The sequence below is a fragment of the Sulfitobacter sp. L-8 genome, assembly GCF_056859255.1.
The window spans coordinates 215,589-239,343 of sequence record NZ_JBSXOD010000052.1; the positions used below are offsets into that span (position 1 = coordinate 215,589).

26 protein-coding genes and 1 riboswitch are annotated in these 23,755 nt (G+C 58.3%); of the genes, 19 read left to right on the top strand and 7 right to left on the bottom strand.

The genetic code is table 11. From position 1 onward, the window contains the following. Positions 1–7 precede the first annotated feature (7 nt). From AC13DE_RS12950 to AC13DE_RS12960, 3 genes are read right to left on the bottom strand one after another with little or no spacing between them, the layout of a single operon-like run. Entirely contained in the window at positions 8–979 is a 972-nt protein-coding gene (locus AC13DE_RS12950) for a threonine ammonia-lyase (protein ID WP_483048050.1), read from the bottom strand. Further along, complete coding sequence (locus AC13DE_RS12955; RefSeq protein ID WP_483048051.1) at positions 976–1,803, bottom strand: alpha/beta fold hydrolase; 828 nt, start codon at positions 1,801–1,803, stop codon at positions 976–978. Before AC13DE_RS12955 ends, AC13DE_RS12950 begins: the two co-directional genes overlap by 4 nt. Then, positions 1,803–2,489: a haloacid dehalogenase type II gene (locus AC13DE_RS12960; protein ID WP_483048052.1), complete on the bottom strand. Its 687-nt coding sequence runs from the start codon at positions 2,487–2,489 to the stop codon at positions 1,803–1,805. The genes AC13DE_RS12955 and AC13DE_RS12960 overlap by 1 nt, the downstream gene beginning before the upstream one ends. Positions 2,490–2,673: 184 nt before the next feature. Between AC13DE_RS12960 and AC13DE_RS12965 the strand changes: the two genes are divergently transcribed. Together AC13DE_RS12965 and AC13DE_RS12970 are read left to right on the top strand one after the other, a co-directional pair. Further along, positions 2,674–3,102: an FKBP-type peptidyl-prolyl cis-trans isomerase gene (locus AC13DE_RS12965; RefSeq protein ID WP_446296790.1), complete on the top strand. Its 429-nt coding sequence runs from the start codon at positions 2,674–2,676 to the stop codon at positions 3,100–3,102. Positions 3,103–3,251: 149 nt separating this feature from the next. Next, positions 3,252–4,364 (top strand): THUMP domain-containing class I SAM-dependent RNA methyltransferase, encoded by a 1,113-nt coding sequence (locus tag AC13DE_RS12970; RefSeq protein ID WP_483048053.1) that lies wholly within the window; start codon positions 3,252–3,254, stop codon positions 4,362–4,364. An 80-nt stretch (positions 4,365–4,444) separates the two neighbouring features. Here AC13DE_RS12970 and AC13DE_RS12975 read toward each other — a convergent pair whose 3' ends face one another. The 3 genes from AC13DE_RS12975 to fabA form a co-directional block, all read right to left on the bottom strand. After that, positions 4,445–5,236, bottom strand: coding sequence for an enoyl-ACP reductase FabI (locus AC13DE_RS12975; protein WP_446296788.1), 792 nt, complete (start codon positions 5,234–5,236; stop codon positions 4,445–4,447). A gap of 9 nt (positions 5,237–5,245) precedes the next feature. After that, entirely contained in the window at positions 5,246–6,475 is a 1,230-nt protein-coding gene (gene fabB, locus AC13DE_RS12980; protein WP_446315906.1) for a beta-ketoacyl-ACP synthase I, read from the bottom strand. Positions 6,476–6,601: 126 nt separating this feature from the next. Continuing rightward, positions 6,602–7,111, bottom strand: coding sequence for a bifunctional 3-hydroxydecanoyl-ACP dehydratase/trans-2-decenoyl-ACP isomerase (fabA, locus tag AC13DE_RS12985; RefSeq protein WP_446296191.1), 510 nt, complete (start codon positions 7,109–7,111; stop codon positions 6,602–6,604). 160 nt (positions 7,112–7,271) lie between these two features. Here fabA and irrA point away from each other — a divergent pair, with 160 nt between their 5' ends. Continuing rightward, positions 7,272–7,700: an iron response transcriptional regulator IrrA gene (irrA, locus tag AC13DE_RS12990; protein ID WP_446296192.1), complete on the top strand. Its 429-nt coding sequence runs from the start codon at positions 7,272–7,274 to the stop codon at positions 7,698–7,700. A gap of 83 nt (positions 7,701–7,783) precedes the next feature. On the opposite strand, the gene AC13DE_RS12995 is transcribed toward irrA, so the two are convergent. Then, positions 7,784–8,653 carry a hypothetical protein gene (locus AC13DE_RS12995; protein WP_446296193.1) on the bottom strand — a complete coding sequence of 290 codons (870 nt, stop codon included), beginning with the start codon at positions 8,651–8,653 and terminating at the stop codon, positions 7,784–7,786. Between the two features lie 114 nt (positions 8,654–8,767). On the opposite strand from AC13DE_RS12995, the gene miaB reads away from it, so the two are divergent. From miaB to AC13DE_RS13075, 16 genes are all read left to right on the top strand, one after another. Beyond that, entirely contained in the window at positions 8,768–10,087 is a 1,320-nt protein-coding gene (gene miaB, locus AC13DE_RS13000; protein WP_483048054.1) for a tRNA (N6-isopentenyl adenosine(37)-C2)-methylthiotransferase MiaB, read from the top strand. A gap of 222 nt (positions 10,088–10,309) precedes the next feature. Further along, complete coding sequence (locus AC13DE_RS13005) at positions 10,310–10,885, top strand: OmpA family protein (protein ID WP_446296195.1); 576 nt, start codon at positions 10,310–10,312, stop codon at positions 10,883–10,885. Positions 10,886–10,897: 12 nt separating this feature from the next. Continuing rightward, positions 10,898–11,212: a hypothetical protein gene (locus AC13DE_RS13010; RefSeq protein ID WP_446296196.1), complete on the top strand. Its 315-nt coding sequence runs from the start codon at positions 10,898–10,900 to the stop codon at positions 11,210–11,212. A gap of 133 nt (positions 11,213–11,345) precedes the next feature. Then, positions 11,346–12,353, top strand: coding sequence for a PhoH family protein (locus AC13DE_RS13015; RefSeq protein ID WP_446296197.1), 1,008 nt, complete (start codon positions 11,346–11,348; stop codon positions 12,351–12,353). A gap of 67 nt (positions 12,354–12,420) precedes the next feature. Beyond that, complete coding sequence (gene ybeY, locus AC13DE_RS13020) at positions 12,421–12,966, top strand: rRNA maturation RNase YbeY (RefSeq protein WP_483048100.1); 546 nt, start codon at positions 12,421–12,423, stop codon at positions 12,964–12,966. Continuing rightward, the gene (locus AC13DE_RS13025; RefSeq protein ID WP_483048055.1) at positions 12,966–13,874 is read left to right on the top strand and encodes a hemolysin family protein; all 909 of its coding nucleotides are present in this window, start codon (positions 12,966–12,968) and stop codon (positions 13,872–13,874) included. Before ybeY ends, AC13DE_RS13025 begins: the two co-directional genes overlap by 1 nt. Continuing rightward, positions 13,871–15,379, top strand: a complete 1,509-nt coding sequence (gene lnt, locus AC13DE_RS13030) for an apolipoprotein N-acyltransferase (protein ID WP_483048056.1) — start codon at positions 13,871–13,873, stop codon at positions 15,377–15,379. The genes AC13DE_RS13025 and lnt overlap by 4 nt, the downstream gene beginning before the upstream one ends. Before the next feature lie 30 nt (positions 15,380–15,409). Further along, positions 15,410–15,457: riboswitch (SAM-SAH riboswitch) on the top strand. 4 nt (positions 15,458–15,461) lie between these two features. Further along, positions 15,462–16,646, top strand: a complete 1,185-nt coding sequence (metK, locus tag AC13DE_RS13035) for a methionine adenosyltransferase (protein ID WP_483048057.1) — start codon at positions 15,462–15,464, stop codon at positions 16,644–16,646. 116 nt (positions 16,647–16,762) lie between these two features. After that, complete coding sequence (gene trmB, locus AC13DE_RS13040) at positions 16,763–17,464, top strand: tRNA (guanosine(46)-N7)-methyltransferase TrmB (RefSeq protein WP_483048058.1); 702 nt, start codon at positions 16,763–16,765, stop codon at positions 17,462–17,464. A gap of 165 nt (positions 17,465–17,629) precedes the next feature. Continuing rightward, complete coding sequence (aroA, locus tag AC13DE_RS13045) at positions 17,630–18,982, top strand: 3-phosphoshikimate 1-carboxyvinyltransferase (RefSeq protein WP_483048059.1); 1,353 nt, start codon at positions 17,630–17,632, stop codon at positions 18,980–18,982. Further along, the gene (locus AC13DE_RS13050; RefSeq protein WP_446314168.1) at positions 18,982–19,596 is read left to right on the top strand and encodes a (d)CMP kinase; all 615 of its coding nucleotides are present in this window, start codon (positions 18,982–18,984) and stop codon (positions 19,594–19,596) included. Before aroA ends, AC13DE_RS13050 begins: the two co-directional genes overlap by 1 nt. A 184-nt stretch (positions 19,597–19,780) precedes the next feature. Beyond that, positions 19,781–20,158: a rhodanese-like domain-containing protein gene (locus AC13DE_RS13055; protein ID WP_483048060.1), complete on the top strand. Its 378-nt coding sequence runs from the start codon at positions 19,781–19,783 to the stop codon at positions 20,156–20,158. Between the two features lie 319 nt (positions 20,159–20,477). Further along, positions 20,478–22,154, top strand: coding sequence for a 30S ribosomal protein S1 (rpsA, locus tag AC13DE_RS13060; RefSeq protein WP_446296205.1), 1,677 nt, complete (start codon positions 20,478–20,480; stop codon positions 22,152–22,154). A gap of 273 nt (positions 22,155–22,427) precedes the next feature. Continuing rightward, positions 22,428–22,712: an integration host factor subunit beta gene (ihfB, locus tag AC13DE_RS13065; protein ID WP_446296206.1), complete on the top strand. Its 285-nt coding sequence runs from the start codon at positions 22,428–22,430 to the stop codon at positions 22,710–22,712. Then, positions 22,712–23,062, top strand: coding sequence for a LapA family protein (locus AC13DE_RS13070; protein WP_483048061.1), 351 nt, complete (start codon positions 22,712–22,714; stop codon positions 23,060–23,062). The genes ihfB and AC13DE_RS13070 overlap by 1 nt, the downstream gene beginning before the upstream one ends. 36 nt (positions 23,063–23,098) lie before the next feature. Further along, entirely contained in the window at positions 23,099–23,743 is a 645-nt protein-coding gene (locus AC13DE_RS13075; RefSeq protein ID WP_483048062.1) for a phosphoribosylanthranilate isomerase, read from the top strand. The last annotated feature ends 12 nt before the right edge of the window (positions 23,744–23,755 follow it).

Here is a 23,755-nt window from a genome sequence, read left to right on the forward strand (position 1 = left end):
TGCTGGATCAATCAAGAGTGGCAAGGGCGCGGGCGAACATATCGCTATCCACGTTCCCCCCCGAAATGGTTACGATCACATCGCTGCCGTTTATCTGATCCGTGCGGAAAAGAGCGGCAGCGAGCGCCACAGCCCCACCGGGTTCGGCAACGAGTTTCAGACGGTTGAACGCGTGGGCAACCGCTTGCAGAGCTTCGTCGTCGCTGACCGCAAGACCGGGACCGCACAGTCGTTGCATGATCGGAAAGGTCAGGTTGCCGGGTTGCGGCGTAACGATTGCATCGCAAATTGACCCGCCGCTGTTGGCATTGCGCTGTATCTGTCCTGTTTGCAGCGAACGGGCCACGTCGTCGAACGCCTCGGGTTCGGCGGGGCGCACCCGCAGGGTAGGGGCGTCGACCTCAAGCGCGAGCGCGATACCGGATGTCAGCCCCCCACCGCCACAGCACACAATCACATCGGCGTTTTCAATCCCTGCCTCAACCGCCTGTTGCGCAATCTCGAGCCCCGTGGTGCCTTGGCCCGCAATCACCTGCGGATTGTCGAAAGGTTTGATCAACGTCAGATCTCGGTCTTCGGAAAGCCGCGCGCCGATGGCATCGCGATCCTCGCTCATGCGGTCGTAAAGCACGACTTCGGCCCCAAGCGCTCGGGTATTGGCGATCTTCAGGCGCGGTGCGTCGGCGGGCATGATGATCACCGCAGGCACCCCGTGCAGCTTGGCCGCATAGGCGACGCCTTGGGCGTGATTGCCGCTGGAAAAGGCGATGACACCTTTGGCCCGCACTTCCGGATCCAACGCCGAAACCGCCGACCAACCGCCGCGAAACTTGAAGCTGCCGGTGTGCTGCAAACATTCGGGCTTTACCCAGACACGCCGCCCCGCGATGTCATCCAGAAACGGCGAATTCAGCAAAGGCGTGCGCCGCACGTGCCCCTCCAGGCGTCTGGCAGCAGCACGGATCATGTCGATGTTCATTGCATTTTCCCGATCCATTTGCGCAAGGCCGCCACCGCTTCGGGTTCATCCAGAAACGGTATATGCCCGCGGCCTGGAACCCGTGCAACCACCATATCGGGGCGTCTTCTTTCCATTTCCGCCAGCGTGTCTTCGCTAAGCAGGTTGGAATTCATCCCGCGGATGCAGGCCAGCGGCAAGCCCTCCAGCGCATCGAAAAATGGCCATAAATCGGGCGAGGGCTTGGCAAACGCCTTGGCAACGGCGTCGCGCAAATGCTTGTCATAGGTGATGGTAAGGCCGGTATCGGTCTGGGTGTAGTGCTTGACCGCTTCCTCCATCCAGCGGCTTTCGGGCACACCTTCGAATTCGGGAAATACTCGCGGCATCGCCTCGGCCGCTTCGACATGGGTCTTGGCAGCGGGATCACGGCCGATGTACTGCATGATGAAGTCCAGCCCCTGCGGGTCGATATGCGGTCCCACATCATTGAACGCGACGCCCAGCAAACGGTCCCTGGCACCCACGGCCAACCCCATTGCGTTCAGCCCGCCGCGCGAGGTTCCCAGGATGGCCACTTTGTCGATGCCGAGATGGTCCAAAAGCTCAAGAGCGTCTCGGCATTCCACAGGGGGCGAATAGTGGGACCAGTCCGGGTCGAAATCGGACCGCCCGCGTCCACGATAATCCATCTTGATCAACCGGTTACCGGATAGATGCGGGGTCACGTAGTCGAAATCCGCCGTAGATCGTGTAAGCCCCGCCAGGCACAGTATCGGCAGGCCCTGGCCACCTTCATCCGTGTAAAACAGGCTCAGCCCGTCTGAACTGTTGAACGTTGGCATTATACACCAGCCAGTTTGGGAATGCCGTCCAGTTGTTTCAGAACATGCACCGGTGTCCACGGTAATCGGTCTACCGGATCGCTATTTCTGTTTACCCAGGCGGTGGTAAATCCATAGCCTGTCGCGGCCCCTGCGTCCCAACCGTTTGAGGACACGAACAAAACCTCGTCCTTGCTGCACCCGAATTGCTGGCCCACCAGGTCATAGACCCGGGAATCGGGTTTGAAGACCCCGACCGTTTCGACCGATAGCAGAACATCCAACGTGCCGCCGATACCCGCTGAATCGACGGCCCCTTGCAGCATCGCAGGCGATCCGTTCGACAGGATCGCCGTGTTCAATCCCGCGTCTTTCAAGGTTTGCAGCATTTCTGGCACCTCGGGATACGACTGCAACTCCCAATACAGGGCCAACAACCGCTCTCTTAGCGGAGCGTTGCCATCATGCCCGGTCTTTTCCAGAGCCCAGTCCAGCCCATCCTGGGTGACTTGCCAAAAATCGTCATGCGCCCCCGTCACGGCACGCAGCCAGGAATAATTCAGCTGCTTTTGGCGCCAATGCTCCGCCACCTGCGGCCAATCGTTCCGCAATGCGGCGAAATCCGGTTCGGATGCAGCTTGCCGTGCGGCGGCGGTGACATCGAAAAGCGTACCATATGCGTCAAAAACGCAGGTCGTGATCGGCATGTATTGTCCTTTCGGATTGTTCACGCAGCACAGTGCCACGGCCCGCGGGGACAGAAAAGGCCGAAAAACCGGAGCCAAGGGGGTTTACGGCGGCGCGCAGGCTTGAAACACTAAGCACCGAACCCGGAGCACCCGCGCAGATACGCGGCCTCCTGTATTTAATCATCAACGATAGGAATATTTTATGACGCAGGTTAAAGCCGGCGATACGGTCGCTATCCACTATACTGGCACGTTACTTGACGGCAGCACGTTTGACAGCTCGGAAGGTCGCGAGCCGTTGGAGTTCGTGGTCGGGTCCGGCCAAATCATTCCCGGCCTTGATGTTGCGCTTCCCGGTATGGAAGTCGGCGACAACAAGATCGTCAAGATCGGCAGTGACGATGCCTACGGGCCGCTGAACCCGGAAATGCGCCAGGCTGTGCCACGCGAAGGGATTCCGGCGGATATCCCTCTCGAGGTGGGTACCCAGCTACAAATGCAAACCCCGGATGGTCAGGCCATGCCGGTGACGGTCGTCGAAGTAGATGATGCAACCGTGACCCTGGATGCAAACCACCCATTGGCGGGCAAAGATCTGCAATTTGACATCAAGCTGGTGAAAATCGCCTGATACCGCCTGACCAAGACGTCGGTGCGGGGACTGCCCGCACCGCGGCCCGTCCGCCGGTTCAGGCGATTGCGCGGTACAACGCGCAACGCTATGGCGGCCTGCCGAAGATTATGCTCGAAACCCGGCGCTGCCCGCAGTAAGCAGCGACCATGGATACACAACACACTTTTGATATTTTCATTGTCGCGTCGCCGGGTCTCGAAGATATCCTGCTGAACGAAGTTATCGAAAAAGGCTTCGCCAATCCGTTGGTATCACCCGGAGGTATCACCATCCAGGGCGGCTGGTCCGATGTCTGGCGGGCAAACCTGGAACTCCGCGGGGCCACGCGGGTGTTGGCGCGAATTGGCTCGTTCATGGCGTTCCATCTGGCACAGCTCGATAAGCGGGCCCGGAAATTCCCCTGGGCACAGATATTGCGCCCCGACGTGCCGGTGCGCGTCCAGGTCACAACCAAGGCTTCACGGATCTACCATGCCGGTGCTGCCACCCAGCGGATCGAAACGGCCCTGCGCGAGAGCCTGGGTGCTACGATCTCACCAGAAGCAGCCCTGGTGCTGAAGGTACGGATCGACGATAATGTGGTGACGATCAGCCTCGATACCTCCGGTGAATCGCTGCACAAACGTGGCCACAAGGAAGCCGTCGGCAAAGCCCCGATGCGCGAAACCCTCGCTGCGCTTTTGCTGGGCAAGGCCGGCTACCGCGGCACGGAAACAGTCGTCGACCCCATGTGCGGTTCGGGTACATTCGTGATCGAAGCCGCAGAGATCGCTTTGGGGTTGAACCCAGGCCGCAGCCGCCAATTTGCCTTCGAATCCCTGGCCTCTTTCGACGCTGACGCCTTTGCCGCACTGCGCAACACTGCCCCGAAATCAACCAACCTGCGTTTCTTCGGATCGGACCGTGACGCAGGTGCCATCCGTATGAGCCGCGCCAATGCCGAACGTGCAGGCGTGTCGGATCTGACCAATTTCGAAAACCACGCAGCGGGTCAGTTGCAACCCCCGCCAGGGGGGCCGGGGTTGGTTATGGTAAACCCACCCTATGGCGGCCGCATCGGCAACAAGAAATTGCTCTACCCGCTATACGCAACTTTAGGTCAAACATTGCTGGCTCGGTTCAAGGGCTGGCGTGTCGGTCTGGTGACCTCCGAACCGCCGCTGGCCAAGGCCACAGGCCTGCCCTGGAAGCCGCAGGGTGCCGCCATCGCCCACGGCGGCATGAAGGTGTGGTTCTATCAGACCCCACCGTTGCGATAGGGCCACGGGCCTTCCAAATGGCATGAAATCCCGGGGTCCGGGGCAGCGCCCCGGTCCGTCAGCGACACGTCAAACAACGTTTAAAGATTTTCCGCCTGCGGCATGCCCAGGATATGAAACCCACCGTCTACCCGAATGGTTTCGCCGGTCGTGCAGGCCCCGGCATCCGACACCAGATAGACGGCGGTCCCGCCGACAGCTTCCAATGTCGCATTCGCACGCAACGGGGCATTCTGATCGGTATGTTTATAGGTTTTTCGCGCCCCGCCAATCGCGGCACCGGCAAGCGTCTTCATCGGTCCGGGGCTGATTGCATTGACGCGAATGCCCTCGGGTCCAAGGTCATTGGCCAGATAACGCGTAGCGGATTCAAGGGCCGCCTTGGCGACACCCATCACGTTGTAATTTGGGACAACCCGGTTCGACCCCTGATATGTCAGCGTCAGCAGCGTGCCGCCGTTTTCTTTCATCAAAGGATGCGCTCGGCGGGCAATTTCGATGAAGGAATACGCCGAGATGTCCAGCGAGTGTTTGAAATTCTCACGTGACGTATCCATGAAGCGCCCCGTCAGTTCGGACTTGTCCGAAAACGCAATGGCGTGCACCACAAAATCTATCGTAGGCCAACGTGCCCCAAGCTGGTCGAATGCCCGGTCAAGTGATGCGTCATCGGTCACATCGACATCTACCATGAAATCCGAACCAACGCTCTGCGCCAATGGTTTAAGCCGGGTCCCGAACGCGTCGCCCTGATAGGTAAACGCCACTTCCGCTCCGGCTTCGGCCATGGCGCGCGCGATACCCCAAGCGATAGACCTCTCATTCGCGACACCCATGATCAGGCCGCGTTTTCCCTTAAGCATACCAGACATCTGCGGCCCTTATTCTTTGAATTTGGAAAGGATCATCGACCCGTTGGTGCCACCAAACCCGAACGAGTTGGTCATCACCGAATCCAGCTGTGCGTTGTCAACTCGTTCCAGCGCGATTTCCGACGGGTCCAGCTTCGGGTCGAGATCGAAGACATTGATCGATTTTGCGATGAAATCGTCCTTGAGCATCAGCAGGCAAAAAATCGCTTCCAACGCTCCGGCGGCCCCTTGGGCATGACCGGTCATGGATTTGGTCGAACTCACCGGCGGGGTATTGCCTTGCCCGAAAACCCGGCGGACCGCTTCGATCTCGCCGACGTCGCCCACCGGCGTCGATGTTCCATGCGCGTTGATATAGTCGACTTTCCGCCCCTCGGGCAGGGTTTGCAAGGCCAACCGCATGGCGCGCTCGCCGCCTTCGCCCGACGGTGCCACCATGTCATGACCATCCGATGTGGCTGCATAACCGGTTACTTCGGCATAGATAGTTGCCCCGCGCGCTTTGGCGTGCTCAAGCTCTTCGAGCACCACCATACCGCCGCCACCAGATATCACAAACCCGTCGCGATTGGCGTCAAATGCCCGGCTCGCAGTTTCGGGGGCATCATTGTATTTGCTGCTCATGGCGCCCATCGCATCAAACAGGCACGACAGGGTCCAGTCGAGCTCTTCTCCGCCGCCTGCAAACATGATGTCTTGCTTGCCCATCATGATCTGCTCTGCCGCGTTGCCGATACAGTGCAGCGATGTTGAGCAAGCGGAGGTGATGGAATAGTTGATGCCTTTGATCTTGAAGGCGGTCGAGAGGTTTGCGCTGACTGTCGATGACATGGATTTCGGAACCGCAAAAGGCCCGATCCGCTTGGTCGCACCGGTGTCTTTCACGATGTTATGCGCGGTGAATATCGCCGAAGTCGAAGGACCACCGGACCCGGCGACCAGACCGGTGCGCGGGTTGCTGATCTGATCCTCGGTCAGCCCTGCGTCGGCGATGGCCTGACCCATGGCAAGGTAAGCATATCCGGCACCGTCACCCATGAAGCGCAACGTGCGTTTGTCGATATGATCGGCAAGATTGATCTTGAGTGTGCCGGCGACCCGGCTGCGAAACCCGTGCTCGGCCATTTCCGGGCTCGCGACAATGCCGCTGGTCCCGGCCATGAGAGATGCACGCACTTCCTCCGCGTTATTCCCGATGGATGAGACAATCCCTAACCCTGTGACGACGACGCGGCGCATGGCGCTCTCCTTGATCTTTCGGGCCTCGGCCCAGTTTGTCGCACGCTTGGCATCCTCATGGGTACTTGCCGCGCGTTCAATCCCCGTTTGCCGCCATTAGGGCGACAAATCAAGTCATCTGTCGGCTCAGCTTTCCGACAGGGCGACCTTCATGTCCTTGACCATATAGATGACTTCGCCGTCGGCTTCGACGATGCCGTCGGCCACACCCATGGTAAGGCGGCGCGTCTGGATGGCTTTGGTAAAGTCGATCTTGTAGGTCAGCATCTTGCGGTCGGGGCGTACCATGCCGGTCAGCTTCACTTCGCCCACGCCAAGCGCATAACCGCGCCCCTGCCAGCCGCGCCAGCCCAGGTTGAAACCGGTAAGCTGCCACAGACCGTCAAGGCCAAGGCAGCCCGGCATGATCGGGTTGCCGGGGAAGTGGCAGTCAAAGAACCACAGGTCGGGCGTGATATCGAATTCTGCGGTAATATGACCCTTGCCGTGCGCGCCCCCGTCGGCGGAAACATCTGTGATCCGGTCCATCATCAGCATCGGCGGGGCAGGCAGTTGCGCATTTCCCGGACCGAAAAGTTCACCACGGGCACATTTAAGCAGACCTTCTTTGTCGAAACTGGTGGGGTAATCGGCCATATTGTCGCGGCTCCTGCGGTCAGAATTTCAAGTTCATAGCGGTCTAGCATTGCGCAGATGGTGCCCGCAAGGGTGCAGGTGCCGAGGTCATTCAGGGTTTTTATTTGAAAACCATGCACTTTGTCCTCTATATATATCCCGAATGGCCCAAGAGTGTGTAATGACCCAAGTGATGCAGAAGATCAGTTCCGATTGGTTATCGAAGGCCGGCCTGCGGCCAACCCGGCAACGAATGACACTTGCGCAGCTTTTGGTGGGCGATGGTCAACATCGACACGTGACGGCCGAAAGCCTGTTTGAAGCGGCCAAGGGGCAGGGCGATGCGGTCTCACTGGCCACGGTCTACAATACCTTGCGCGCCTTTTGTGACGCCGGATTGATGCAAGAGGTTACCGTGGACGGGTCGAAAAGCTATTTCGACACCAACACCCATGACCACCCGCATTTTTTCTGGGAGGACGAGGGTTGCCTGACCGACGCGCCTTCGGATCAACTGGTGATAGCGAAGCTCCCCGAAGCACCGGACGGGGCCGAAATCGCATCGGTTGATGTGGTTATCCGTCTGCGCCGCAAATCCTCACCGCGTTAGACCGATCGCGCCCATTGGCGTGGCCGTAGGGACACCCCCGGACCCGGCGTTTCATCGGCCGGGTTTTGACGCGAAAAGAAATTTCAAAACCATTGTCCCGGCTCCATCAGTCCCAAATCCAAGAGCTGGCGTGAGTGCCATTCGAACGGCGCGGAGTTGTGCCACTTGAACGTATGGATATCGAACGTGCTACCTGGATTTCTTTTCAAGGCCTTGGCCGTGCGGAATGAACATACCGCCGCCGTGAGGTTATGGTGCCAGGGGCAGGCGTAGGTATTATATTCTTCGTCGTTGAAAGTAAAATTCGTCTGCAGGCGCAGGCCCGGTTTGGCCTTGAACAGAGATATCCTGTCGATCCTGCGCCGGGACGCGGGGACGTGCTCCTCGAACCGCCAACGCAGTCCGCCGTAAAAATCCAACTGGCGATCTTTGGGAGGTGCCTCAATAGTGTCGCCGGGGCGGGCAAGCGCGTAATAGCCCGAGCGGTCCATATGCGCCTGATCCAGCGATACCGCGTTGGGGTACCTGTCCAGATCTTCTGCATAAAGGTCAACGACATACGTAAGCATCGCATCCCGTCGCTCTTCGGTGTGAAAGCCCAGCATTTCGCCGATGCTGCGCGTTTCACAAAACGGGTAGAACAGATATTCAGCATTGTAGCAGAAATACAGCCACTGCCCTGGTGCGGCGTCAATCATCCGGTTGACGGCAGTCTCCAGCGCCAGGTCCCTGTCGGGGTCGTAGTCAATGCGAATGACGGTCCCGGCCACATCGCGCGCCAGTTCAAAGCTGGGCGGCATCAACACGATCACCTGGGAAAACCTGTATTGCTGGTGATGCCTTACGGTGGTGTCGATCTCAACGTCATCTTCCACAAGGATCAGGGCGATCGGACCCTTTGCCAACGCGGCTTGCCCTTCGCTTAAAAAGTGATCAAGACTGCGATATTGCATGAAACCCCGACGTCAGTGGATACCCTTTCTAGATCGGCTAAATCGGGACGCATTGCAAGACAACGCTGGCGCTGTTAGACCGCGTTTTTGCACTTCGTATCAACGGACCTTATCATGACCGCGCCCAAAAAGCTGTTCATCAAGACCTATGGCTGCCAGATGAATGTTTACGATAGTGAACGCATGGCCGAAGCCTTGGGCGATACCTATGTCGAAACCAAGACGGCCGCTGACGCCGACCTGATCTTGCTGAACACCTGCCACATCCGTGAAAAAGCGGCGGAAAAGATATACTCCGAACTCGGTCGCCTGAAACCACTGAAGACCCAGAACCCAGAGCTGAAGATCGGTGTCGCAGGGTGCGTTGCCCAGGCTGAAGGGGCTGAAATTATGCGCCGACAGCCCGCCGTCGATCTGGTGGTGGGGCCGCAATCGTATCATCGCCTGCCTGCAATGGAGGCCCGGGTGCGTTCCGGAAAAACTGCGCTTGATACGGATTTCCCCGAAGAGGACAAGTTCGACAAGATGAAGGGCAGGGGCAAAGCCCGGCGCGCACCTTCCGCGTTTCTGACAGTGCAGGAAGGATGCGACAAATTCTGCGCCTTTTGCGTGGTGCCCTATACACGCGGTGCCGAAGTGTCGCGCCCGGCAAGCCGGGTCCTGAACGAAGCGCGCGAATTGGTCGAACGCGGGGTTCGCGAGGTGACATTGCTGGGCCAGAACGTGAATGCCTATCATGGAGCCGGCCCCGAAGGTGCCGATTACACGCTTGCGCGTCTTATTCGTGAACTGGCGAAAATAGACGGGCTGGAGCGTATTCGCTATACCACCAGCCACCCCAACGATATGGATGATGAACTGATCGCCGCCCATGGCGAGGTTGAAAAGCTGATGCCCTATCTTCACCTTCCTGTGCAGTCCGGGTCAGATCGTATCCTCAAGCGGATGAACCGCAGCCACACCGCCGAAAGCTATCTCAGGCTGATCGAACGTATCCGCGCCGCCCGTCCCGACATCGTCATGTCGGGCGATTTCATCGTTGGCTTTCCTGAGGAGACCGACGCCGATTTCGAGGCGACGATGGATCTGGTCCGGACAGTGAACTATGGCTATGCCTATTCATTCAAGTATTCGACCCGTCCCGGCACCCCGGCAGCAGAGCGACCCCAGGTGGATGCGGCGGTGGCCGATGCGCGCCTTCAACGTTTGCAAGGGCTTATCACTGATCAGCAACGGGCCATTCAAGACGCGATGGTGGGACGAGACCTTTCGGTTCTGGTCGAAAAAACCGGGCGTGACGACGGGCAGATGGTGGGCAAATCCGAATATCTTCATTCCGTTCATATCGACAACGCCCGGGCCGCGATAGGTGAGGTCGTAAAGGTAAGAATCGTAGACGCAAAAACCAATTCATTGACCGCGCATCAACTTTGAGACGAAAAAGCCAAGACGTCGGCCCGGCTGATTGTCATGCAATTGGTCCACAATTGTCGCGTATTGGCCTAAGTGTTGCCATAATATAATAAATACCGCTGCATTCTTACTTCACAGAACCGTTAATACCTCTTAATCTCTCGATATTATTGCGGAAAGCTGCGGTGCTTCGGTGTCTTTGCGGTCTTTTCAGCGGGGGACATAAGAAAAAGGACGAAGGCTGTGTTAGACACATTTTCCAAAGGGCTTCGGCTGTTCGCTGGTACGATGATCGCCGCGACATTCGTATTCCAGGCATCGGTTGTCGATGCTCAAACCAGATCGCAAGGTGGGCGCGACAAGGGGCAGTATATCCCTACGATCTGGGTTGACCCGGATGGGTGTGAGCACTGGGTGATGGATGACGGCGCAGAAGGGTACATGACCCCTAACGTCAGCCGCCAGGGCATTCCGGTCTGCCGCCGGGGCAATGTCTGCGGCGTCATGAATACCGATCAGTTTTTTGCGACTGACAGCTACCGTATCAATCAGCAAGGCAAGGCGCGTCTGGCCGAGTTTTTTAAAACTACCGGCGCGGTTTCGTATATCATCAACGGCCATACCGATAGCCGCGCCTCTGACGAATACAACATGAGGCTGTCATTGAACCGGGCGAATTCGGTTGCGGTCATTGCCAAGCAAACCGGGGCACGTATCGCGGATGTCCGGGGTTACGGCGAACGTCTACCGGCGGCACCGAACGGCACGGCGGCTGGCATGGCGAAGAATCGCCGTGTCGAAATTATCTGCATCCGCTAGGGGGATAACAACGTGATAAAAACAAAAGTTATATTGGTCGTCGCCAGCGCCTTGGGCCTCGGGGCATGTGCAGACTTCGAAGGCCGCGGGTATCCCGCAGACAAAAGCATCGACCGCGGCATCGACACCAAACACCTTAGCCAATTGCAAGCCGGCATCTGGGTTGATCCCAACGGGTGCGACCACTGGATCATCGACGACGGTCTGGAGGGTTACCTCAGCCAGCGTCTGGATAAATATGGCAAGCCGGTCTGTTCGGGTGTGGCCCAGCCAACCTATACCGTGGGTGATTTCAAGGGCGGATCCCGGATCCCCGACCCCAACTGATCTTGCTGGGCGATCCCATCGTTCTCGGGCCGGGGCGTTTTGCGCCTCGGCCTTTTTTGTCTGATATCGAGGGTTCTCATTTGCTGCGAATGCCCCATATCGTTAAATGTACACTCTCGAATAGGAACAGGCTTTGAGCTCCAGTGAAATTATCCCGCCTTCAGGCACCACGTCACAACTATTGGAATACCCCGATAACAGGCTGTTGATCGACCTGTGCGGTGCCTACGATGCGCATCTTGCCGCCATTGAGAAAGCTTTTGGCGTACAGATTGTCAGGCGGGGCAATCAGCTTTCGGTGATGGGCGAAGACGACGCGATCGTACGAACCGCATCGGTTCTCGATACGCTTTATGCCCGCCTGGAAGGCGGCCGCGGCATAGAACCTGCCGATGTCGATAGTCTGCTGCGAATGGGCGATTCCGCTGTCGGAACAGGTGTGCGCGCAGGTGACCAGCTAGAAATGCCAATTCTGGGTGGCATCGAAATCCAGACCCGGAAAAAGCGCGTCGAACCGCGTACAGCGGCACAAAAAGCATATGTGCATTCGCTATTCGCCAATGAACTGGCCTTTGGTATCGGGCCGGCGGGGACCGGTAAAACCTATCTGGCCGTCGCAGTGGGCGTGTCGATGTTCATCGGCGGACATGTCGACAAGATTATCCTGTCGCGCCCCGCTGTCGAAGCAGGGGAGAAACTCGGTTATCTTCCAGGTGACATGAAGGACAAGGTCGATCCGTACATGCAGCCGCTATATGATGCGCTGAATGATTTTTTACCGGGCAAGCAACTTGCCAAACTGCTCGAGGATAAAAAAATCGAGATCGCCCCATTGGCCTTCATGCGGGGGCGTACCCTGTCGAATGCCTTCGTGGTACTGGACGAGGCGCAGAATGCCACCTCCATGCAAATGAAAATGTTCCTGACACGTCTGGGCGAAGGGTCACGTATGGTTATCACTGGTGACCGGACCCAGATCGACCTGCCGCGCGGTGTCGCCTCGGGGCTTCAGGACGCCGAACGGCTGCTCAAGTCCATCCCCAAAATCAGCTTCAACTACTTCACATCCAAGGACGTGGTGCGCCATCCTCTTGTTGCCGCGATCATCGAAGCATACGAAGCAGATACAGGTCACGCATGATCTCTGGTCCTTTCATTTTGCCTCGTAAACTCCGGGGGTCCGGGGGCTGGCCCCCGGTCTGCCAATGATGGATGATCTCCACATCGTCGAAGAAGACCGGCGCTGGTCCGCGCTTGATCTGGCTGCCTTGGGCCAGCGGGCCGTCACCGCGACCTTGCGGCATCTCGACGTCGATCCCTCCGCCGCCGAGGTGTCGATTCTCGCGTGCAATGACGATCGCATTTCGGCACTGAACGCCGATTATCGTGGCAAGCCTGCGCCGACCAACGTGCTAAGCTGGCCGTCCCAGGAACGCGGTGCCCCGGACGACGGCGGTATTCCGCTTCCGGTAAAGCCGGATTTTGACGATGTTCTCGAATTGGGTGATATCGCTATCTCTTACGATACCTGTTCGACCGAAGCTCAAGCGATGGGCAAATCCATGGCCGATCATGTGACGCATCTGCTTGTGCACGGCGTTCTGCATCTGCTGGGGTACGACCATGAACGCGACGCGGATGCGGCGTTAATGGAGCAGATCGAAGTGGAAGTACTTGGCAAACTGGGGTTGGATGACCCATATAAGGAGAACGCGGGAACACTTCCTGCATCAACACATGAAGACAGGACCTGATGGGCGAGACAGACGGATCATCTGAGGCGGCGCACAGCGCGCGGCCCGAAGACACATTGATAGCGGTTGACACTGAAGATTTAGAGGACGCCCCAAAAACCGGGGGGTTCTTCTCACGGATGATGGGGGCTCTCAGCACATCTGATGCCCTCGACGAAGAAGAGACTACGGCCGCGCAGGCCGACAGGTTGTCGGCGCGTGGCATGATGAACTTGCGTCGGATGAGGGTCGACGACGTCGCCGTTCCCAAGGCAGATATCACCGCGGTACCGATTACCACCAGTCTGGAAGAACTGGTAAGCGTTTTCAAGGAAAGCGGCCTGACACGCCTGCCGGTCTATGACGGCACGCTCGATACGCCGGTGGGCATGGCCCACCTCAAGGATCTGGCCTTGACCCATGGCTTCAATGGCAACACCGAAGACTTCGATCTGGCCGCGATGCTGCGCCCGCTCGTTTACGTGCCGCCGTCGATGACGATCGGGGTTCTGCTCACCAAGATGCAGGCAGAGCGGCGGCATATGGCACTGGTCATCGATGAATATGGTGGCGTTGACGGGCTGGTTACCATCGAAGATCTGATCGAACAGGTCATCGGGGAAATTGAGGACGAACACGACGTCGACGAAGGCAAATACTGGACCGTGGAGAAACCGGGCTGTTATCTCGCGCTTGCCAAGACCCCCCTCGATGATTTCGAATCCGAGATCGGCCACTCCCTTACCGACCATGACGACGTGGACGAAGAGGAAATCGACACCCTCGGGGGGCTGGTCTTCATGCTGTCGGGGCGCGTTCCCGCGCGTGGTGAAGTCGTCGTGCACCCCGATGGGCCGGAGTTCGAGGTGATCGACGCTGACCCACGCCGGATCAAACGTCTGCGGGTACGGATGCCAGGCAAATCATGATGCCAACCGCAAGACGTACGTGGCTGCGGTTTGCCGGTGCTATTGGCGCGGGTGCCGTGGGGGCGTTTGGTCAAGCTCCTTATGATATGCCGGCTGTCATGTTCCTCAGCGTCGTGGCGCTGGTGTTTCTGTTTCGGTACAGCCCTCGACCCATGCACGCTGCCGCCGTCGGCTGGGGCTTCGCAGTGGGTTACTTCATGCATGGTTGGACCTGGCTGCTCTCTCCGTTCATGGTCGATGCCGAACGCTACGCCTGGATGGCCCCTTTCGCCCTGGTTTTGCTATGCGGTGGGCTTGCCCTGTACTGGGGGCTGGCGTTCGGAATAGCGCGCTGGCTGTCGCCCCGATCCTGGCCGTTGATCATTTTGCTGCCGACCGCGGAATTGCTGCGCGGCTATCTCTTTACAGGTTTTCCATGGGGCATGTTCAGTCAGGGCCTGGTGAATCTCTGGCCCGGTCAGGGGCTGGCTGTAATCGGGCCGTATGGTATGACCCTGTTGTTTGTCGGCCTTGCCGTTGCCTGCGCGCGTCCAGCAAGTGGCTTGTTCGTGCGTCGCGCGGGGATGTACGCGCTGTGGGGTGTCGCAGCCGTGTTGCTGATCGTACCGTTCAGCCGGTCCGAGGCCGCCTTGACCGATTTCACCATTCGGATGGTGCAGCCTAATGCCGCACAAAAAGACAAGTGGGACCCCACGAAAATTCCCGAATTCTTTGATCGCCAGCTTGCCTTCACCAGCGCTCCGCCCGCGCCGGGCAGCCGGCAACCGGATCTGATCCTTTGGTCGGAAACCGCCATTGCCTGGCCGCTTGACCTGGCACAGGGCGCGCTTGACTACATCAGCGTTGCTGCTGAGGGCAAGCCTGTGGTGCTCGGGGTGCAGCGTCGCACCGAGACACAGTTCTATAACTCCGCGATCCTGCTTGGGGCTTCAGCGAACGTGACGCAGACCTATGACAAGCACCACCTGGTGCCATTTGGCGAATATGTTCCCTTTGCCGACGTGGTGAACCGTTGGGGCATTCGCGGTATCGCGTCACAGTTCAATTCCGGGTTTTCTGCCGGTCCCGGCGCAGAGCTGATGGATCTGGGGCCCTTGGGTCAGGCCCTGCCACTGATCTGCTACGAAGCGGTGTTCGCACGCGACGTCAACGCGGCCCCCGAGAGACCCGCGTTCTTGATGCAACTGACGAATGATGCGTGGTTCGGCAAGGGGCAGGGGCCGTTGCAACACCTTGCGCAGGCGCGGATGCGCGCAATCGAACAGGGCCTGCCGATGGCGCGTGTCGCCAATACCGGCGTGTCGGCGATGATTGACCCCTGGGGGCAGGTCACCGCAAGCCTTGCACTGAACCAAGCCGGTTTCCTTGATGCGCGCCTGCCTGCCCCCCGTGCGGCAACGATCTATAGCAAGTTGGGGGAGTGGCCATTTCTTGCGGTTTTATTCGCCGGGTTCGGGGTGCTGGTCATCAGTCGCTCCAGAAGGTCGGAGAAAGTTAGAGTTTGACCCGCCTGCTCGTCAAAGTTAAGCCCTATGTATCGGCCACAACGGCTTCCTGACGTGGCTACGAAACCTATTGGAGCACTAAATGTCCCGCATGAATTATACCTTCACCTCGGAATCCGTTTCCGAGGGCCACCCAGACAAGGTTTGCGACCGGATTTCTGATGCCGTTCTCGATGCCTTTCTGACTGAAGAACCCGAAGCGCGGGTCGCCGCGGAAACCTTTGCCACCACCAATCGCGTGGTCATCGGCGGCGAAGTCGGCCTGTCGGATAGAGACAAGCTGAGTGAATATATGGGCAGGATCGAAAGCATCGCCCGTGCTTGCATCAAAGACATCGGCTATGAGCAGGACGAGTTCCACCACGCCACATGCGAGATTACCAATCTGCTGCACCCGCAGTCCGCGCATATTGCGCAGGGTGTAGATGCGTCGGGCGACAAGGAAGAGGGTGCCGGCGATCAGGGCATCATGTTCGGATTTGCCACCACCGAAACACCCGAACTCATGCCCGCGCCGATCCATTATGCCCATGCGATCCTGCGCCGACTGACCCAAGCCCGCAAGGACGGCACCGAACCCACATTGCGCCCCGACGCGAAAAGCCAGCTTTCCGTGCGCTATGAGAACGGCAAACCGGTCGGTGTGTCTTCGATCGTGTTGTCGACGCAGCACGCGCATGAAAGCCAGACCAGCGCCGACATCCGCGATATCGTCGAACCCTATATCACCGAAGTCCTGCCCGAAGGCTGGATCACCGCCGACACCGAATGGTGGGTGAACCCAACCGGGACTTTCGTGATTGGCGGCCCTGACGGCGACGCCGGGCTCACCGGGCGCAAGATCATCGTCGATACCTATGGCGGCGCGGCCCCGCACGGGGGCGGCGCGTTCTCGGGTAAAGACCCGACAAAGGTCGATCGTTCGGCCGCCTACGTTGCCCGTTATCTGGCCAAGAATGTGGTCGCGGCGGGGCTGGCCGAGAAATGCACGATCCAGTTGAGCTATGCGATCGGCGTGTCCAAGCCGCTGTCGATCTATTGTGACACGTTCGGCGGCGACGCCGATGTTGCTGACGCGGCGATTGAAAAGGCAATCGGTCAGATTATCGACCTGACCCCGCGCGGTATCCGCGAGCATTTGCAACTGAACAAACCGATCTATGAACGCACAGCGGCCTATGGTCATTTTGGCCGCGCACCCGAAGCGGATGGCGGCTTCAGCTGGGAAAAGACCGATCTGGTCGATGCCCTCAAATCTGCGCTTTAAGCCGGACTGCATCACAGGGGGGGGGGCGACCTTTGCCAAGGCCGCCTCCGTTTTGGCCGCAGGGACTGATCGGCAGACCGTTGCGCCCACCCTTTGTGCAGGCTAAAGGCAGCGCCATGACACATTCAGAACGCCCCCGCCGAAATTTTTATGGACGCCTCAAAGGCAAATCCCTCAAGCAAAGCCAGAAGGGCTATATTGAGGAAGACCTTGATGCACTTTCACCAGGCCCTGTCGACTGGGACGCTAATCCATCTCGTGAACCGCTGGATTTGCAGGGCCTGTTCGCGGGCAAGCCGGTGTGGCTTGAAATCGGCTTTGGCGGCGGCGAACACATGGTACATCAAGCGACCCGGAATCCCGACGTCGGGATCATCGGGTGCGAGCCTTACATCAACGGCGTTGCCATGCTGTTGGGCAAGATACGTCGCGCTGCCGTTGAAAATGTGGCGATCCACCCCGGCGATGCGCGTGATATCTTTGACGTGCTGCCTCAGGGGTCGATTGACCGCGCCTTCCTGCTTTATCCTGATCCTTGGCCAAAAACCCGACATCATCGTCGCCGTTTCGTGACCCCCGAACATCTGGAGCCCTTGGCGAAAGTCTTGAAACCCGGTGCCGCTTTCCGAGTGGCCACTGACATCGAAGACTACGTCCGTCAGACCCTTGAGCAAGTCCCGCGCCATGGGTTCGAATGGCTGGCGGAACGTCCCGAGGACTGGAAAGAACCGTGGGACGACTGGATTTCGACACGCTACGAACAAAAGGCACTGCGCGAGGGACGAGTGCCGCATTATCTGACATTCAGGAAGCTATAACCGGTTCGCGGCTCTTTGCGGTTGCGTGGCGCAAGCCGCTGCCTGGTCGTCGCCATAGCGTTGTCAGTTGTACGTGCGATCGCGCAGGCTGGCATAGACGTGACGATGGACGGCACCTGCGTGCTGGTTTATGACAGCGTTCAAATTTTACCTTAGGGGTTTTTCATGTCCAGCCACGCCACACCCGTTCCGATGACGTCTTCTGCTTGCGGTCCGCTAACAGGCACAGCCGAGGTGCCGGGCGACAAGTCAATCTCGCATCGTTCGTTGATTCTGGGCGCCATGTGCGTCGGTGAGACAACGATCACCGGATTGCTTGAAGGTGATGATGTGCTGGATACCGCCAAAGCGATGCAGGCATTCGGTGCCGAGGTCAGTAATCACGGTGGTGGCAACTGGTCGGTACATGGGGTCGGGGTCGGCGGCTTTGCCGAACCCGACGGAGTGATCGACTGCGGAAATTCCGGCACAGGTGTGCGTCTGATCATGGGATCGATGGCGACCTGTCCGATCACCGCCACCTTTACCGGCGACGCGAGCTTGAACGGGCGGCCCATGGCGCGGGTAACTGATCCTTTGGCGTTGTTTGGTGCGCAATCGGTTGGGCGCAAAGGCGGGCGTCTTCCGATGACGATCGTGGGCGCGGTTGACCCGGTGCCGGTGCGCTATGTCGTGCCCGTGCCCTCTGCACAGGTAAAGTCGGCGGTGCTGTTGGCCGGGCTTAACGCACCTGGTAAAACCGTGGTGATCGAGGCCGAAGCCACACGTGACCATACCGAACGGATGCTGGCGGGGTTTGGTGCCGAGATCACTGTCGAAGACACCGACGAGGGCCGGGTGATTACCTTGACCGGCCAGCCCGAATTGCGCGCCCAACACGTAGAGGTGCCGCGCGATCCTTCTTCGGCGGCGTTTCCGGTCTGTGCGGCGTTGATCGTGCCGGGGTCAGACGTTCTGGTGCCCGGTATCGGGCTGAATCCGACGCGGGCAGGGCTGTTTACCACCTTGCGCGAAATGGGGGCGGACCTGACCTATGAAAATGAACGGATTGAAGGCGGTGAACCCGTGGCGGATCTGCGGGCGAAATTCTCGCCTCGGATGAAAGGCATCGACGTGCCGCCGACGCGTGCCGCGTCTATGATCGACGAATATCCGGTCTTGTCCGTTGTCGCCGCCTTTGCCGAGGGGCAGACGATGATGCGGGGCGTGAAAGAGCTTCGTGTCAAGGAAAGCGACCGGATCGACGCCATGGCCAAGGGGTTGCGCGCCAATGGTATCGACGTTGATGAAGGCTCCGATTGGTGGGCCGTGCACGGGTTGGGACACGGCAACGTCCCGGGTGGCGCGACCTGCGCCAGCCAGCTTGATCACCGCATCGCCATGTCGTTCATGATCCTGGGCATGGCGTCGAACGCGCCTGTAGGTGTCGATGACGGATCACCGATCACCACGTCCTTCCCGATATTTGAGACGTTGATGGAGCAGCTTGGGGCCAAAGTCACAAAAGGAGTGCTGTGATGTTGGGTTTTACCGTAGCCATTGATGGCCCCGCTGCAGCCGGCAAAGGTACAGTCGGGCGCGCCGTCGCCGCGCATTTTGGTTTTGCGCATCTTGATACCGGCTTGTTATACCGCGCTGTCGGGGCAAAGGTGCTGAATGGCGTTACCGCCGAAGAAGCTGCCGAAACGCTGAAGGCGCGGGATCTGGAGAGTGACCAATTGCGTTCCAGTGCGGTTGCCGAGGCGGCAAGCCGGGCCGCAGCGATCCCCGCCGTACGCAGTGCACTGGTCGATTTCCAACGCAGCTTTGCAATGCGGGCCGGCGGTGCCGTGCTGGACGGTCGCGATATCGGTACGGTGATATGCCCCGATGCCCAGGTTAAGCTGTTTATCACGGCCACCCCCGAGGTACGTGCTGCCCGACGTTTTGCCGAGCTGAGCCGGGTGGATCCGACAGTCACCCTTGAAGGCGTGCTGGCGGATGTTCAGGCCCGTGACGCACGCGATAGCAGCCGCGCGGAAGCCCCCCTGCGACCCGCCGAGGACGCGGAGCTTATGGATACGTCCACCATGGATATCGAGGCCGCCGTGGCCCGTGCGATTGCATTGGTGAACGCGCGTCGCGGGGAATAGGCAGCGGTTCTGGCGGAATGTGCCCTTGGGCTGTCCCGGCGTTTGGATTCACAAACCTGTTCATGATATCTGGTGGAAAAACTCTTTTGCATCGGGAACGTACAGTCCCCGCCCGGCGTTTGAGTCCGATGTGTGCGGGCCGTTCGGCGTGCACCATCAGTCTTAAATGGAAAGGAAATTTACCATGAAAACCGCGCAAGAGTATCTCGACGACGCGAATGCTGTGGTCCCGAAAATGGACGTTAAGGATGCGATAGCCAAACATGCGGAGGGCAACGGCATTTTCATCGATGTGCGCGATTCTGCGGCTATCGCCGAAACTGGTACTATCAAGGGCGCGCACCGGGTCCCTCGGGGCATGATCGAATTTCGGGCCGATCCCAAAGTCGAGGCTCTGTATGATCCCGTCTTCAAGAAGGATGCCGAAATCTATCTGATTTGTGGTGCAGGGGGCCAGGCTGCCCTGTCGGGCAAGACTCTGCACGACATGGGATATACCAATGTAACGAATATTGGTGGTTTCCCCGGCTGGAAAGACGCAGGCGGCCCGACCGAAGCCTAACCGTCCAACCACCCTCGCAAAGCCCGTCGGCAAGGCTTTGTGAGGGCCCGCGCGTCAGGCCAGCCCGGTGCACTCTGATAGCGGACTACACCGACAAGTCTGGTAGTGCTTGCGCTTGCCACCCATCTATTTTTCCTTTATATGCGCGAATGTCTAAGGGGCGGCTACAGCTTCGGACACGATATATCAGGCAGGGTCGGTTTTGTCCGGCCCTCTTTGCTTTTTGTGCCGAACACCATCACGGACGACATCTTCAACCATAGACCGGCGGAGACAACCGCGCGGCCAGAAACCAAATGCTAAAGGAAAATCAAGCTACATGGCTATGAACTCAATGGAAGACTTCGAAGCACTTTTGGAAGAAAGCTTTGAAATGGACACGCCCGAAGAGGGCTCAGTTGTCAAAGGCAAGGTTATCGCGATCGAAGCGGGCCAAGCTATTATCGACGTCGGCTACAAGATGGAAGGCCGCGTTGAGCTGAAAGAATTTGCCGAGCCTGGCGAAGCACCCAAAGTGGAAGTCGGCGACGAAGTCGAAGTATTCCTGCGTCAGGTTGAAAACTCACGTGGCGAAGCTGTTATCTCTCGCGAGATGGCGCGCCGCGAAGAAGCCTGGGACCGTCTGGAAAAAGCCTATGCCGCCGAAGAGCGCGTTGAAGGCGCGATCTTTGGCCGTGTCAAAGGTGGCTTTACCGTTGATCTGGGCGGCGCTGTTGCCTTCCTTCCCGGTTCTCAGGTTGATGTACGTCCCGTGCGCGATGCCGGCCCGTTGATGGGTCTGAAGCAGCCGTTCCAGGTTCTGAAAATGGACCGTCGTCGCGGTAACATTGTTGTATCGCGTCGTGCCATCCTTGAAGAATCACGTGCCGAACAGCGCGCCGAAGTTATCGGCAACCTGACCGAAGGTCAGGAAGTCGACGGCGTGGTCAAGAACATCACCGAATACGGTGCGTTTGTTGATCTGGGCGGCGTTGACGGCTTGCTGCACGTCACAGACATGGCATGGCGCCGTGTGAACCACCCTTCCGAGATTCTGACAATCGGCGAGACCATCAAGGTTCAAGTCATCAAGATCAACAAAGAGACACACCGTATCTCCTTGGGCATGAAGCAATTGCAAGAAGATCCATGGGATCTGGTTGCCGCTAAATACCCGCTGGAATCCTCGCACACTGGCCGTGTGACCAACATTACCGATTACGGCGCATTTGTTGAGCTTGAGCCCGGGGTTGAAGGTCTGGTTCACGTTTCCGAAATGTCCTGGACCAAGAAGAACGTACACCCCGGCAAGATCGTTTCCACCAGCCAGGAAGTCGAAGTCATGGTTCTGGAAATCGACGGTGCCAAGCGTCGCGTTTCCCTGGGTCTCAAGCAGACACAGCGTAACCCATGGGAAGTGTTTGCAGAAACACACCCTGAAGGCACCGAAGTCGAAGGCGAAGTCAAAAACATCACCGAATTCGGTCTGTTTGTTGGCCTGCCAGGCGACATCGACGGCATGGTTCACCTGTCCGACCTGTCATGGGATGAACGTGGCGAAGACGCGATCCAGAACTACCGCAAGGGCGATATGGTTCAGGCCGTTGTGTCCGAAGTCGACGTTGAGAAAGAGCGTATCTCGCTGTCGATCAAAGGTGTCGGTGGTGATAAGTTCGCAGAAGCAGTGGGCGGTGTTAAACGCGGCTCCGTGGTGACTGTGACTGTTACGTCCATCGAAGAAGGCGGTATCGAAGTAGATTACGAAGGCATGAAAGCCTTTATCCGTCGCTCTGATCTGTCGCGTGACCGTGCCGAACAGCGCCCCGAGCGTTTCTCGGTAGGTGATAAGGTCGACGTTCGCATCACAAACGTCGATGCCAAAGCGCATCGTCTGGGTGTGTCGATCAAAGCCCGCGAAATCGCAGAAGAGAAAGAAGCAGTCGAACAGTATGGCTCGTCTGACTCCGGCGCGTCCCTGGGCGATATCCTGGGTGCCGCTCTGAAAGGCGACGAATAAGCCTTAGCGCTTGTTGGATTGAACGGGGCCTCGCAGCGATCGCTGCGGGGCTTTTTTTGTGCGAATCGCGACTTGATTGGATGAGAACCAATCAAGCGCCGCAGCGCAGAATGCTGCGAGCGATAACATGAATCGGCAAAAAACGACCGAATAACAGCAACTTCCCGCCATGAAATCGGTGGATTAGAAATATGCATGCCTTCACGAACGCGTGGGATTTGCTATAGTCCACCAAATAAAATCATGAGAGATTACATCTCGGGGGGACGTTAAATGATCCGATCTGAACTGATCCAGAAGATTGCCGACGATAATCCGCACCTCTATCAGCGCGATGTCGAACGGATTGTGAATACCATCTTTGAAGAGATTACCGGTGCCATGGCTCAAGGTGATCGGGTGGAGCTTCGCGGTTTCGGTGCTTTCTCTGTCAAAAAACGTGACTCGCGTGTGGGCCGGAACCCTCGTACAGGCGAAACGGTTAATGTAGAAGAAAAACACGTGCCGTTCTTCAAAACCGGCAAGTTGCTTCGAGATCGTTTAAACGGGAATACCTAATGCGTTACGTTCGTTACCTCTGCATCGCAGTCTTTGCCATTGCGCTTATTGCTGTTGCCTTGGCCAACCGGTCCATGGTGTCGCTTAAGCTGCTGCCAACCGAGGTATCGGGCTGGTTTGCACTGAACCCCGAAATTCGGGTGCCTTTGTTCATCGTAATTCTCGGCAGCATCATTGCCGGTTTGCTGGTCGGGTTCGTATGGGAGTGGGTGCGTGAATACGGCCAGCGTGCCGAAGCCGAGCGTCAGGCCCGCGAGATGCGCCGGCTCGAGCGCGAAGTCGCTCGACTGAAAGTCGAAAAACACGAAGGGCAGGACGAGGTTCTGGCGCTTTTGGAGCAAGCAAGCTAAGACGTCATCGGACCACGACGGTCCGAGGAAGAACCGATGGCCCTGAATTTGCATGTAAAGTATTGCGGATTGCAGAACGTGGGCGATGTATCGGCCGCAGTCTCGGCAGGTGCACGGTATGTCGGCTTTGTTTTCTTTGAAAAATCTCCGCGGAATGTGTCGTTACAGCAGGCTGCTCCTTTGGCGCTTGAGGTGCCTTTGGGGCTTTGCAAGGTTGCTTTGACCGTCAATGCCGATGACGCGTTTCTGGACGCGCTCACCGATGCTGTGGCTGTTGACATGTTGCAGTTGCACGGCAGCGAAACACCGGCACGCGTGACCGAGGTCAAGCAACGATATGGTCTGCCGGTGATGAAGGCCGTGGGGATCGCGCAGGCCGAAGATCTTGCGCAGCTTGATGCGTATATGGATGTCGCCGATCAAATACTGGTGGATGCAAAGCCACCGAAAGGATCGGCGTTACCGGGTGGCAACGGGTTGGCATTTGATTGGCGTTTGCTTGCCGGGCGAAGCTGGCCCAAACCGTGGATGCTGGCGGGGGGGTTGACCCCTGAAAACGTCGCCGAAGCGGCGCGGATGACGGGGGCGCGACAGGTCGATGTATCATCAGGGGTCGAAACGCGCCCGGGGGTCAAAGACGCGGGCTTGATCGCAGCCTTCGGCAAGGCTGCGACAGTCTAGGTTCGGAAATGA